This is a genomic window from Mariniphaga anaerophila (assembly GCF_900129025.1).
GTDB classification, from domain to species: domain Bacteria; phylum Bacteroidota; class Bacteroidia; order Bacteroidales; family Prolixibacteraceae; genus Mariniphaga; species Mariniphaga anaerophila.
Window position 1 is genome coordinate 113,014 of record NZ_FQUM01000002.1, and the last position, 13,575, is coordinate 126,588.

Sequence of the window (13,575 nt, forward strand, 5' to 3'; positions counted from 1 at the left end):
AACATCTGGTGTAAACGCACTTGTTTTTTACTTCTGTTGCTGTGTGAAAAAATACTGATTTTTCAACTTAATTTTTCCACCAACAGAAAAAAAGAGCGTTTTTGTCGATCAGAATTGCAGTGCCTCATCCATTTTTAACTGGTCAGCCGTTACCCAAAAATCCACCGATGAGCCAAGCAGAATACTGCTTGTTGCGCGGGGATTTGGACGCTGTCTCCAAATGCGGGCACTGAGCGAATCTTCTGAGGTAGTTATTGACTCGTCGTATATAATTACGCCTGTGTTAAGCATGGCTGCGGTTAATGCCGACTGGGCTTCTTCAACTGTGAGCCCAATAAGGTCGGGCAGGGGAGTAGTTTGGTTGCCAACCTGCCTTCCTACAATTAAGTTGACTGCAGTTCCTTTGGTCAACTGTTTTCCCGGTCTGATATTCGTCGAATCGATTTGAACGTTGAGAACCAGGTTGTCAAATTCTGACGGTTGATAAGAAATATTCCCAATTCTGAGTCCCGAGTTTTCAATAAGCACCTGGGCCTGCCGAAAAGAAATATCTGTTAATTGGGGCAGGGTAACCATTTCAGGCTGTGTTGAATTAATGGTCAGAAAAATGGTGCGGTTTTGCTTTACCCCGCGTTTCGGCCTTGGAACCTGGTCAACCACCGCGCCTGGCGCTGCATCGTCCAGAAACAGCGAATCCATCACTTGTACTTTCAGACTTAACTGTTGCGCTATTTTTTGCGCCTCAGCCGGTTTTAATCCCGTAAAATCGGGCACCGGAGTTGACTGTCCGTGGCGGGTGTAATTTCCTAGCCCGGTCATGGTAACAAAAATGATAGCTGCCAGCAAGACTACTGCAATAAGCAGGTTAATCAGAAATGCCCGGCTGGTAAGAAATCTGGTGAAACTCATATTTTTTTATCCTTACAAATTTTCCCAACAAAAGTAACGGAAAAACGAGAAAGTTCGTGTTTGCATAAACACGAAAAGGTAAAGAATAGTTATTCTTTACCTTTTCGGTCATTAGAATGTAAGGTATAAATTATCTTTTATGCCTCGGTTCGTCAGAAACTGTCAGCTTTTTACGGCCTTTGGCACGGCGAGATTTTAATACTTTTCTGCCGTTAGCGGTTGCCATTCTTTCCCTGAAACCGTGTTTGTTCCTTCTCTTTCTGTTTGATGGCTGAAATGTCCTTTTCATCTGGCTATATTTTTTCTTTTATTAAATGGTCTTAAATTTTCGGACTGCAAAAATAGTTGTTTTTTTATTTCTTCCAAACACAATGGAAAATTCTTTTGTTTTGACTGCTAATTTTCTTCTTTCTTAACAGTAAACCTGAATCCGATGCCATGCAGGTTCACAATTTTAACGTTGGGGTCGGGTTTAAAGTATTTGCGTAACCTGGAAATAAACACGTCGAGACTGCGCCCCAGAAAATAGTCGTTCGACCCCCACACCTTTTCCAGAATTTCATTTCGGTTCAGTACTTTGTTCACATTTCCAGAGAAGAGTTTAATCAGCTCCATCTCTTTTATGGTGAGTTTTCGTGCCTGCCCTTCGAACGACAATGTTAGCTCTTCGGGCAGAAAAACAAATCGGCCAATTTTTTTGACTTTTGATGTTTCCGGCTTCCCTCCGGCAATGTTATTGCTTCGTTTTAAGAAAATTTTAATTTTTAGCAGCAGCTCTTCCATACTAAATGGTTTTGGAATGTAATCGTCGCCGCCGATGGTAAGCCCGGTAATTTTGTCTTCGGTCATGGAGCGTGCAGTGAGAAAAATAATAGGAATGTTTTCGTCGGTTTTTCGGATGTGCTCCGCTACCTTAAAACCGTCTACTTTTGGTAGCATAACATCTAAAATAATAAGGTGATATTTGTTTCTCTCGTATTGTTCGATGGCCAGTTGTCCGTTTTCTGCAACATCCACCTGGTAATTATTTTGCTCCAGATTATCTTTAACGATAAAGCGCAGGGCATCGTCATCTTCTACCAATAAAAGTTTTACCGCCTCGTTCATATTTTTTTCGAAATTATCAGTGTAAATATACTGCCTCCCTCCGGATTATCATCTACTTTAATTTTCCATTTGTGGGCTTTCGCAATTTTCCGGACATAGTCGAGCCCCAAACCAAAACCTTTCACGTTGTGTACATTTCCGGTTGGTACTCGGTAAAAACGTGTAAATATTTTTTTTCGGTATTTTTTTGAAATGCCAATTCCGTTGTCTGTAAAATGAATCAGTAGTTTGTTTTTAAGTTGGTGTGTGTCAACGTGAATGATTGGTTTTTTTTCGCAATATTTTACGCTGTTTTCGAGAATGTTTAACACCAGGTTGGTAAAATGAAACTTATCGGCAACCAGAAATATTTTTTGATGCGGAAGGTTGAGCTGTACTGTTGCCTTTTTCCCTGCATTGGTGTGTCTAAAGCTTTTTGTTACTTCTTCAAAAAAATGTTCGAGTTCGATTTTTTCCAGGTTCAGAAATACTTTGCTTTTTTCCAGAGAAGCCAGGTTCAATACTTTTTCTACATTTTTGGACATGCGGGCGTTCTGATCCTGGATTATCCGGGCGTATTCAAAAAGTCGTTTTGGGGTTTTCAGAATTTGCTCATCGGAAATTACTTTGGCCGAAAGTGCAATGGAAGAAATTGGCGTTTTGAGCTCGTGTGTTAAATTATTGATGAAATTTTTTTGAATTTGAGACAGTTGCCGCTGGCGGATAATTACCGAAAGGGTGTACCCGAAAAACAGGATGACAACAACCAGCAATCCTGTAAAAAGGTACCACACCGAAAGCCTGGAATGGAAATACGGAGAACGGTCGGGAAAGTGAACCGCGAAATAGAAAGTGTCCGGGTTTTTTCCTTCCGGAAATGTGTAGTTCGAAGGTTGTTCTTCCCCCCGCGCGGTAATCAGTGTTTTTTGTTCCAGGTGTCCGGTAACCGGGTTGTTTACGGCAAATTCAAAATCGGTATAAATCTGATGTTTTTTCAGCTCTTCCATCAGGTGGAATTTGAGCAATTCAAAATCAATCAGCGCATCGGTGGTAACCACATAATAGCTGTTGGTAATCAGCTCTACCGGCGCAATACTATCGAAATTAGCCACAGCACCGTTGGCCGCCAGTAGCTGCCAGGCAACCTCTTTCAGGGCAATGGTTGTGCTTTCCCTGAATTGTTTTTCCGAATTGTCGTAAGAGTTCCGCAGGAAAAAAAACTGCAGCGCCAGCACCCCTGCCACAGTAATTGTTGCAAGAAGAACAATATATTTTAAGGTTTTTCCTTTCATGGATGCTTCGATTTCCGGTTAGAAATATTGCGGTTACTCAGCTTTTTTGAAGCAATTAACACTTCGTTAACAAAATATTAAGCCTGATTAACACCGCAGCGGCCAATGCTTGCTTACATTTGCTCAACAAAATAAGCGATTAATTCCATAATATTAAAAATAAACAAATATGAAACAGATGTTACGCCTGATTTTCGCATTTGGTTTCGTTGCTCTGACTTTGTCTGTCATGGCACAAAAACCGCAAATAGTTTTTGAAAATCTGGAGCACGATTTCGGGTCGTTTAAAGAAGCTGATGGCGTTCAGACCACCACCTTTAAGTTTACAAATAAGGGCGATGTTCCGTTGGTTTTAAGCAATGTAAGGGCTTCGTGCGGATGCACTACTCCGAAATGGACACGCGAGCCGGTTGCTCCAAACGGTACCGGACAAATTGATGTCAGCTACAATCCAAAAAACAGGCCCGGTTCATTTAACAAAACAGTAATGGTAAGTTCCAATGCCGAAAACGGAACTACTGTTTTGCGTATTACCGGTCGTGTTGAAGAACGCGAAAGAACACTTGCCGAATTGTATCCGCGTGAAGTTGGAAGCCTTCGGGTAAAAACCAACCACATTTCGTTTGCCCGGATAAAAGAAAATGAAGAAAAAACACAGGATCTGGAGTTGGTGAACGATACCGACAAACCAATAAAGGTTGGTTTCCGTACCGTGCCACCTCACCTTACCGCTAAAGTTGAGCCCGAAACAATTCCGGCACACAGTAAAGGGAAACTTTTTGTAACATATGATGCAAAAAAAGCCGGCACCTACGGATTTGCATCACATCGTCTTTACCTGACTTTGGACGGAAGTAACGACTACAGGGCTTCTATTGGTGTTAGTGCAACCATCGAAGAAGATTTCTCTGCCCTTTCTGCAGACCAGCTTGCAAAAGCGCCGGTGGCAAAATTTTCAGAATCATCACACGATTTTGGAGAAATGAAACAAGGAGATAAAAAGGATCATACCTTTACTTTAACCAACGACGGTAAAACGGATCTGATTATTCGTAACGTTCGTTCCTCATGCGGTTGTACTGCGGTTGCCCCAAGTAAAAAAGTTATTGCACCCGGAGAATCTGCTCCAATTAAAGTAACTTTTGACTCACGGGGAAAACGTGGCCGCCAGAGCAAATCGGTTACTGTAATTACAAACGACCCAAAAACACCTACCAGTATGTTGCGTATTTCCTGCAATATTACAACCTGATTCGAAAGTTATAAATGTCAATAATAGAAAGTGTCGCAGGTTGTACTTGCGGCACTTTTTTTTGCCCCAAACAGAATAAATATGATACTTTTGTGAGAAATCTCTACAAGCAGAAAAAATGGCAAACCAAGATAAACATATTGAAAATAGCCCAGAATTTAAAGGATTGAAGGTAAATGAAGGGATCGCGCATCCCGGAGCATACAGCGACAATTCAGTCCGGCGTTTTTTGCAGAAGAAAAGAAAGCTTTTATCGGTAGACGAATATGTAGATGGAATCCTTTCTGGTAATATTACCCTGTTAAGTAAAGCCGTTACTTTGGTAGAGAGCGCCAAGCCCGAACACATGGAAATTGCCCAGGAAATTATTGTGAGATGTCTTCCTCACAGCGGAAACTCCATCAGAATTGGAATAACCGGTGTTCCAGGAGTTGGAAAAAGTACATTTATTGAAGCACTCGGAAGTTATATAACAGGGCGCGGAAATAAGCTCGCCGTGCTGGCAATCGACCCAAGCAGCGAGCGTTCCAAAGGCAGTATTTTAGGCGATAAAACCCGCATGGAAGAACTTTCGGGGAATAAGAACGCATACATCAGACCAAGTCCCTCAGCCGGTTCTCTGGGCGGAGTGGCGCGAAAAACCCGCGAAACCATAATATTGTGCGAAGCCGCCGGGTTCGATCATGTTTTTATTGAAACAGTTGGCGTGGGACAAAGTGAAACCGCAGTTCATTCCATGTCCGATTTTTTCCTTTTACTCATGCTTGCCGGCGCGGGCGACGAGCTTCAGGGAATTAAACGGGGTATTATGGAAATGGCAGATTTGATTGCCATTAACAAAGCCGACGGAAGTAATCGCGAAAAAGCACAAATGGCAAGAGTACAGTACCGAAACGCATTGCACCTTTTTCCACAAAAAGATTCAGGCTGGGATCCCGAGGTGCTTACCTGTTCTGCAATCAGCAAAACAGGAGTGACAGAAATCTGGGATAAAATTGAAACGTACAGAAACCTGACGGTTGAAAACGGATATTTCGCCAGACGACGGAGTGCCCAGTCAACATTTTGGATGCACGAAACAATTCAGGAACAACTGAAACAGAAGTTTTATAATCATCCCGAAATGAAGGGACAGATAAAGGATTTTGAACAACTGGTGCTAAACAATAAGATGAGTTCTTTTGTGGCTGCCGGCAAGTTGCTCGAAAACTATTCGAAATTGAAATAAAAGATTCATTAATTTTGGAAGATTAATCTTTGAAAACTTTTCAGGCACAGCCCTGTTTAAATTAGATTAAAATCAACATTAAAAATAATAGTATGGATTACGATGTATTAGTTATAGGGAGTGGTCCGGGAGGATATGTTGCCGCTATCAGAGCATCGCAGCTTGGCTTGAAATCAGCTGTGGTCGAAAAAGAAAACGTTGGCGGAATATGTTTGAACTGGGGATGTATCCCAACAAAATCACTTTTAAAAAGTGCACAGGCTTACGAATATGCAAAACATGCTGCCGATTACGGTGTGGCCATCAACGGTGAAGTAAAGGCTGATTATCCGGCCATGGTAAAACGCAGTCGCGACGTGGCAGCCGGAATGAGCAAAGGAGTTCAGTTTCTTTTTAAAAAGAATAAAATCGAAACCATTTCAGGTTTTGGAAAACTTGCGGGCAAAAACACCGTGGAAGTGACCGACGATGCCGGAAAGAAAACTACATACAAAGCAAAACACATTATTCTGGCAACCGGGGCTCGGTCGCGCGAGTTGCCTAATTTGAATATCGATGGCAAAAAAGTAATCGGTTACAGAAAAGCAATGACTTTGGACAAGCAGCCCGAAAGTATGGTGGTTGTGGGTTCGGGTGCTATTGGCAGCGAGTTCGCTTATTTTTATCAATCTATCGGTACAAAAGTTACACTGGTGGAATTTATGCCAACAGTAGTTCCTAACGAAGATGTAGAAGTAGCCAAACAACTGGAGCGTTCTTTCAAAAAAATGAAAATGAAAGTAATGACCGGCTCCACTGTAGAAAAAGTGGATACATCTGGCGAGAAATGTAAAGTGACCATTAAAACCAAGAAAGGCGAAGAAATTGTTGAAGCCGATATTGTTCTTTCTGCCGTGGGAATTGCACCCAACACCGAAAACATCGGGCTGGAAGAAATGGGTATTAAAACCGAAAAAGGCCGTGTAAAAGTTGACGAATTCTACCGTACAAATGTTGAAGGTGTTTATGCCATCGGCGATATTCTGGAAGGACCTGCACTGGCACATGTTGCTTCGGCCGAAGGAATTGCCTGTGTCGAAAAAATCGCAGGGAAAAATCCTGATCCGATTGACTACAGTAATATCCCCGGATGTACTTACACCAACCCCGAAGTGTCGTCGGTTGGGTTAACAGAGGCCAAAGCAAAAGAAGCCGGCTACGAATTAAAAATTGGTAAATTCCCGTATTCAGCCAGCGGAAAGGCGAGTGCTTCCGGGCAAAAAGACGGATTTGTGAAGTTGATTTTTGATGCCAAATACGGCGAATTGCTGGGCGCACACATGATTGGAGGCAACGTTACCGAAATGATTGCCGAGATGGTAGTTGCAAAAAAACTGGAAATTACCGGACATGAACTGATAAAAACCATTCATCCTCACCCAACAATGAGCGAGGCTGTTATGGAAGCAGCAGCTGCTGCCTACGACGAGGTAATTCATATTTAGATTTTCACGATTTATTTGAATAAGACAGGAAAGCCCGGGGGAGAAATCTTCCGGGTTTTTTATGTTGTGTTGAAAATCGAAAAAAACATCTATCTGTTCTAAAATTCTATAAAAGATTGAAAATCAATAAGAATGTTTTGTTGTAATATTTTTAATTTTAAATTTGCTCCCCGAATTCAGCTACAAAACCGATGATTTTCCTGTTTTGAACAATATATTAGAGAGATACACTAAAATCGAATTTCAAATTTTATTTAAATGAAGAAATCAATATTTTTTGCAGCATTCTTTATGCTTGCTCAACTGGCTTTCGCCGGAGGATTGTTAACCAACACAAACCAAAGTGCACAGTTTGTCCGCATGCTTTCGAGGAATGCCTCAACCGACATAGATGCGGTTTATTTTAACCCGGCCGGATTAATTAAAATGGAAGACGGGTGGCATTTCGCAGTGTATAGTCAGACCATTTTTCAGACGAAACCGGTAGACAGTGAGTTTCCTTTGCTAAACGACGGCTATTATGAGGGAGCAGTTAATGTGCCTGTTTTTCCAACGGCATTTGCAGTGTATAAAATGGATAATTGGGCATTTTCGTTGGGATTAGGTCCGAATGCCGGCGGTGGCTCTGCTACTTTCGACAGGGGACTTCCTTCGTTCGAAATTCCAATTACAAAAGTAGTCCCTGGCCTGGCCGGTCTGACTCAGATTGATCCGGCATTAAACGTTACCGGCTACAGTGCCGACCTTTCTTTTGACGGAAGTTCGGTTTTTTGGGGAATACAGTTAGGTGCAACTTATCGTGTAAGCGATATGTTTTCGGTCTACGGAGGAGTGCGTTATCTCCCTTCCAGAAATTCTTACAATGGAACTATTCAAAATGTACAGTTAAAAGTTAACGATGAATATTATCCCGCTGCTGAGTGGATTACAGGAGCAGCAGGAACCGTTAGCGGAGTTGCTGCTCAGGCTACTGCTGCTGCTACCACTGCTACCGGGTTGTCTGGTCAGGTTACTGCAGCCATTAATGGGGGTTTGGTAAACGGAAACGACCCTGTTTCTGACCCTCAGTTGATTGGCGCTTTGCAACAATTCGGGATTGACCCGACTGGATTTACATATTCAGTTGCAGCCGGCGCTTTTTCGCAAGTGGCAACTACGCTGAATGGTCAGGCTGAAACATTGAACGCGACAGCAGAAACTCTTAATGGTACCGCAGGACAGCTTGGCGATAAAGAGGTTGACACAGAACAAACCGGTGCAGGTTTCACGCCAATGATTGGAATTAATTTTTCTCCGGTTGAAAACCTGAATATTGCTTTGAAATACGAAATGAAAACGATTTTGGAGCTTACAAATAAGACTAAGGTTGATGATATGGGATTATTCCCCGACGGAGCGAAGTCGCGCAGCGACATTCCCGCAATTTTGGGCGTTGGCGTAGGCTACGAATTCGGAATGGTTGAAGCACAACTTTCCTACAATCACTATTTCAATAAAGGTGTTGCCTGGGGACCAAATATTAGAGATTTGTCCACATGGAAATCGGTTGACCCTTCTCAAATTCGTACTCGTGAGATTGATCGCAACGGGATGGAGCTCGGACTTGGCCTGCAGTTCAATGTGCTGGATAATTTCGGATTCAGCGTAGGCGGATTAGTAGGGCACATGGGTATTGCAGACAGTTACCAGAGCGACTTTAGCTACAGTAACCCGTCGATTACTGCTGGCGCCGGTATTGAATGGAAACTAACTGATGCACTGACTCTGGATGCAGGTGTTCTGAATACATTCTACCAGGATCAGAAAGTGAGCTTTACTGACCCGGATATAGGAGCATATAACGAAACACTCGGGAAAACAACCTTGAATTTTGCTGTTGGAATTTCTTACAGCATTTTCTAACGATATAAAGAAATAATTTAGAAAGCTGTCCTTTTCTCAGGGCAGCTTTTTTTTATTTCAGTGCAAAAGCAAGTTGAGAGAATATTCTATTGAAATTCTGGTCGACCAGTTTCGATTCGCCGTTTTTCAGAATCGGAAACGGATTTTCGTGGGAATAAGTATAGGGAAAATCTTCCACACGGAGTGCCAGCTTTAGTTTCCCTTTTTGGTCAGCCAATGTTTCGGCAATACTTTTGGCTGGCATCACCTGGTCTTTTAAAAGCCCGATGGTGGTTACTTTTCCAGCAAGCTTTGAAAGTGCACGTTCTTTCAGTTTTCTGAAATCGGGTAGCGGAATCATCGCTTTAAACGACTGGATAACTTTGTGTAGCGGCGTTTTGCTCAGGTTTTCGTATCCGGGTATTTCAGTGTCTCCGAAATGCTGTAAGTAATATTCATTTAAATTTTTGTATGCCAGGTTGTCCATAATCAGCCGAGATGTTCCGAGCATGTGATTAAAAGTGGTTCCGCCACAGAAAAGCGCTGCTTTGGAGTTTTGTACTAAGTCACGCGGGTTGGCCATAAAGAAAATCTGTGTCAGAAATGCGCCAATGGAGTACCCCATAAAATTGACCTGGGCGTTTTTTGCAAGAAGCGGGTAGTCCCCACTTTTTATTTGTTCCAGTAAGCGAACCAAATCGTGAGAACATTGCAGCCCTGCACGGAAAAAGCGGTTTGGATCTTCGGTTAAACGGCTACTGAGTGCTGCGTTGGCAAATGTTAATTGAACAACATCGTTGTAATTGTCCTTTCTTTTATGAACAAGTTGGGTCATAGACCGTGGATTGCTCCAGTCTTTTTTCCCCCTGTTCATATGAAAAGCCAGAGGAAAAAGGATGACTGTCCGACGTGTTGTTTCCGCAAGGTAGTAGGCCCAGGTTAAATATTTCGACCAGTTTCGTTCGTTAAGCCCGTGTAATAACACAATAGCCTTGTCGTTTTTTTCTTTTCCGTATGCAAAAACGGGATAAGTAAAATTCCAGTTTTCCTGAATCCCCGCGTCTTCCTGCCTAAAATTAACATCAGCATTGCCGGTTATTGAATACTGCTGATAAAATATCGAATTAAATTCCAGATTGTGAATGGTTATTTGTGAGTCCGGAATAATACAAGCCTCTTCGTTTTTTGAGAAGAGTTCGTTAAGTAATTGGTATTGATACGAGTAATTCATCTGCGATATTTTTTTCACGAAAATAAGAGGCCGAAAAAACATCTGCAAAATATTGGTGTTACAGCCAAAAAACTGGGACAAGACTTTCTTTTGTGGGGGGATTTTCGCTATTTAGGGGTGAAATTTTACGGTCAGTTTTACGAATAAGGTTGTATTGTTTAACGTAAAACGTACTTTTGCACAAATTCTCTTTTATGCTGATTTGGGAAAAAAAGATACCTGAGTTTTTACTTTTCCGGAAGAACATTGTCAACCGGATTCTTTTTACCGCTGCATTTGCTTTGGTGTTTATTAATATTTATGCTCCGTTTGGAGTGAACACCTGGTTTAATGTAACTAAACTCGAGTTGTTCCTGTATTCCAGCGGACTTATTTTAACCGGTATTTTGGTAATGGTCATTAGCCGGATAATCATGTTCCAAATTAGCCGGAAAATGCGTTTGAATTATTTACAGTATGGTGTTTGGGAAATTGCCGAAATATCCATTATGGCATTGGTTTACACTTCGCTGAAAATATTTTTTCTGCACGAAAAAAATGATTTGGTTGATGACTTTGTCAACTCCCTTCAGATTACTGCTCTGGTTGTAATAATTCCTTATATTATTGCTGCGCTGTATTTCTCGTGGCAGGATAAAACCCGGAAACTGGAAAGCCTGGAACAACAAAAGGATGAAAATCCGGCAAAGGCTACTAAATTATTGCCATTTTTTGATGAAAAAGGGGTGATGCGTTTTTCGATGTTTCCCAGCGACATCTTTTATCTCGAAGCAGCCGATAACTATGTTACCATCTATTTCCTGAACAAACAAAAAGTTTCGCACTATTTAATTCGAAATAGTCTGAAAAATCTGGAAGAATACCTTTCTGAATATTCGTTTATTCGTTGTCATCGCTCATTTATTGTCAATTTTGAAAAAGTAAAACTCATTCGCAAAGAAAAGGACGGGTTAAAACTGGAAATTGATGCGCCCACCGAGATGATAATTCCGGTATCAAAAACATATTCGCAGGGTGTTTTGGATGAATTCGTAAAAAACGGCTGATGCCGTTGAATTTCAGACCACAAAACAGATATTTTAATTTTAAGGGCTGAAGCGTTTTAATGCCACTGCTTTGCATTAAAAAACCGCCTGAAATTGGCCAGACGGTTTTTAAAGAACTAACTGTTGCAGCAAAATCTGGAGATTTGGAAATTTTATTCTATATCAATTAATTTTAGATAAGTTTCACCGTTTGTGAGCAATGCTTTCAGGTAGAATTGCTTTGCTCCTTCGTCTTGCAGCGCCGATAAATCAAACTGCATCTCCCGGGTGAGCCACATCTCACACAAATCGTCTTTTGCGTCGTGCCGTATTTCCAGCACCGGAATGTTGTTCCCGTCCTGGTTTTCCTGATGAATTCGGGCCAGATTAACAACATGCTCGCGGCATCCCCCGCTAAACGAAAGTTTTAAATGCAGGCAACCTGCATTGGCAGTGGCTTCGTACACCTGAACCGGATCGTTGGCCAGGCTGTCGTAATTGTTAGCGTACAAGTCTGTCACCGGAGAGCCGCAAGTTAATTCCTGCACATTCAGAATATCGCAGGCCGTTCCTTTATCGCAAGTCGAAATAATGTTTGGAAGCATCACGTAATCTACCAGAATACGTTGTCCCTGAACAAATTCAAAATCTTTGGGATAGTTGTGCGGCTGAATTTTTGTTCCGTTGTCAAGTTCAATTACGAAACCGCAGTAATTCATTCCGGAATAGTCTACAACCACGCCGGTTTCCTGAAATGTCAGATCTTCCTCTTCCTGGCAACTGACAAAAAAGACGGTGAATAAAACGAATAATATAAATAAATTTCTCATGGCTTTCTTTTAAGAACGTTTTCTCTTTTCTATTATTTTTCCGTAGCGGAAAAATACTATGCTACTAGTTTTCAATATTGTTTTTATAATGCTCTGTTTTTAGTTGTATTCTGGGTTTTTTACCTCTCCGATAAATAAAATAGCGCCTGTATCTTTTTCTATAATGGCGTAAACAAAAGGCTTGTTCACATAAAATGGGACAGTAGGCGGCTCTGTGCCCATACTGGTGGTAGAAAATGTCATTCCGGTTACTGCTGCTGCTTCGGTTCCGGTTTCATTAACATCAATATATGATTTATGAATGGCGCTGCTGATGAATAATTCATCATCTGTAATACCTGAAAAATCAGCGGCGTCCGGATTAAATGCGTTTTGCATTCCCATTATCTGCAATACCTTATTCAGTTCGGTTTTGAAGGCGTATTTAAATCGGGGCATGGTAACCCGAACGCGTTCTGTCATTTCAAAGTTTTTCATCCAGCTTTCCCAGTTGGCCGACGACAGCTCGTCGATTACATCCTGCGAGTTGTTTTCTAGGGCTGGCAATAAAACCACCATGTTGTACTGGCCGTTTCCGTATGGCATTTTTATGGCACTGAAAAGGTTGTTTGAGGTGTAGGGCAAATTTTCCAGTTTGCTCATCATCGGAACTTGTTTAGTTGTGCCGTCGGTTTTATGAAACGGAAGATTGTGGGTTCCCTGTTCATCAAATTTATTGGTCCAGGTTCCATAAAAATAGACGGCATTCAGAAGTACCATCCTATCCATCGGGTTAAGCTGGTCAATAATTGTTTGAATTTTGTCGTGGGTTTTTTCAGCCACCCAGTTGTTAATGGATTCTACAGCAGTGGGAGAGCCAAAATTCAGTTCGCTGATTTCTGCCCCGTAGGTTGCTTCGTTAACAGAAACGAAACTTTTCTTTACCGAAAAACCTTCAGCATAAAAAATGGCATTGGCAATTTCAAGTGCCACTTCCTCGTCTAGCGACTGCAAAGCTCTGATAAACATTTTATAAGAAGCGTTTATGTTGTCCGCAGAAAGTCCGTTCAGCTTTAAAACGTTCTCCATTTCAGTTTTTGTGGCACCGTCGGCACCGTTATACGCCATGGCCAGCGCTATTGAAATACTCAGCGGCGAAACCATCAGGTTTTCTTCGCTGCTTTCTTCTCTGATTTTCTGAAAAAGTTCCACTCCGAAAGTATTATCGGCTTCCACCAGCCGGGCAGACTTTTCATCCAGTCTGATAACTTTGTTTTCGCCGTGGTTCAACTCGTTTTTGTGGCACGAATTAACTGACGTGAGTATAAATGCCAGGGGAAATAATAAAATAATTTTCATGTTCGTTTTTATAATGTCT

General features: G+C 41.8%; 12 protein-coding genes. 5 read left to right on the forward strand and 7 right to left on the reverse strand.

What is annotated here, in order from left to right; translation table 11 throughout:
• Window positions 1-108: 108 nt before the first annotated feature.
• From BUB08_RS03630 to BUB08_RS03645, 4 genes are all read right to left on the reverse strand, one after another.
• Window positions 109-909, reverse strand: coding sequence for a PASTA domain-containing protein (locus BUB08_RS03630; protein WP_072999049.1), 801 nt, complete (start codon window positions 907-909; stop codon window positions 109-111).
• Window positions 910-1,039: 130 nt separating this feature from the next.
• Window positions 1,040-1,198 (reverse strand): 50S ribosomal protein L34, encoded by a 159-nt coding sequence (rpmH, locus tag BUB08_RS03635; protein ID WP_072999050.1) that lies wholly within the window; start codon window positions 1,196-1,198, stop codon window positions 1,040-1,042.
• 107 nt (window positions 1,199-1,305) lie between these two features.
• Window positions 1,306-2,016: a response regulator transcription factor gene (locus BUB08_RS03640; protein ID WP_072999052.1), complete on the reverse strand. Its 711-nt coding sequence runs from the start codon at window positions 2,014-2,016 to the stop codon at window positions 1,306-1,308.
• Window positions 2,013-3,287, reverse strand: a complete 1,275-nt coding sequence (locus BUB08_RS03645; protein ID WP_072999054.1) for a sensor histidine kinase — start codon at window positions 3,285-3,287, stop codon at window positions 2,013-2,015. Before BUB08_RS03645 ends, BUB08_RS03640 begins: the two co-directional genes overlap by 4 nt.
• Before the next feature lie 169 nt (window positions 3,288-3,456).
• Here BUB08_RS03645 and BUB08_RS03650 point away from each other — a divergent pair, with 169 nt between their 5' ends.
• From BUB08_RS03650 to BUB08_RS03665, 4 genes are all read left to right on the forward strand, one after another.
• Window positions 3,457-4,539, forward strand: a complete 1,083-nt coding sequence (locus tag BUB08_RS03650) for a DUF1573 domain-containing protein (protein ID WP_083570567.1) — start codon at window positions 3,457-3,459, stop codon at window positions 4,537-4,539.
• Between the two features lie 118 nt (window positions 4,540-4,657).
• On the forward strand, window positions 4,658-5,767 hold the full coding sequence (meaB, locus tag BUB08_RS03655) for a methylmalonyl Co-A mutase-associated GTPase MeaB (protein WP_072999056.1): 1,110 nt from the start codon (window positions 4,658-4,660) through the stop codon (window positions 5,765-5,767).
• Window positions 5,768-5,859: 92 nt separating this feature from the next.
• Window positions 5,860-7,251: a dihydrolipoyl dehydrogenase gene (gene lpdA / locus BUB08_RS03660; RefSeq protein WP_072999057.1), complete on the forward strand. Its 1,392-nt coding sequence runs from the start codon at window positions 5,860-5,862 to the stop codon at window positions 7,249-7,251.
• Between the two features lie 258 nt (window positions 7,252-7,509).
• Window positions 7,510-9,153 (forward strand): hypothetical protein, encoded by a 1,644-nt coding sequence (locus BUB08_RS03665; RefSeq protein WP_072999058.1) that lies wholly within the window; start codon window positions 7,510-7,512, stop codon window positions 9,151-9,153.
• 52 nt (window positions 9,154-9,205) lie between these two features.
• On the opposite strand, the gene BUB08_RS03670 is transcribed toward BUB08_RS03665, so the two are convergent.
• Window positions 9,206-10,363, reverse strand: coding sequence for a DUF6051 family protein (locus BUB08_RS03670; protein WP_072999060.1), 1,158 nt, complete (start codon window positions 10,361-10,363; stop codon window positions 9,206-9,208).
• A 194-nt stretch (window positions 10,364-10,557) separates the two neighbouring features.
• Between BUB08_RS03670 and BUB08_RS03675 the strand changes: the two genes are divergently transcribed.
• On the forward strand, window positions 10,558-11,409 hold the full coding sequence (locus BUB08_RS03675) for a LytR/AlgR family response regulator transcription factor (RefSeq protein WP_072999061.1): 852 nt from the start codon (window positions 10,558-10,560) through the stop codon (window positions 11,407-11,409).
• Window positions 11,410-11,561: 152 nt separating this feature from the next.
• Here BUB08_RS03675 and BUB08_RS03680 read toward each other — a convergent pair whose 3' ends face one another.
• Both BUB08_RS03680 and BUB08_RS03685 read right to left on the reverse strand, forming a co-directional pair.
• Complete coding sequence (locus BUB08_RS03680; protein ID WP_072999063.1) at window positions 11,562-12,218, reverse strand: NigD1/NigD2 family lipoprotein; 657 nt, start codon at window positions 12,216-12,218, stop codon at window positions 11,562-11,564.
• Window positions 12,219-12,317: 99 nt separating this feature from the next.
• Complete coding sequence (locus tag BUB08_RS03685; protein ID WP_072999064.1) at window positions 12,318-13,556, reverse strand: serpin family protein; 1,239 nt, start codon at window positions 13,554-13,556, stop codon at window positions 12,318-12,320.
• Between the last annotated feature and the right edge of the window lie 19 nt (window positions 13,557-13,575).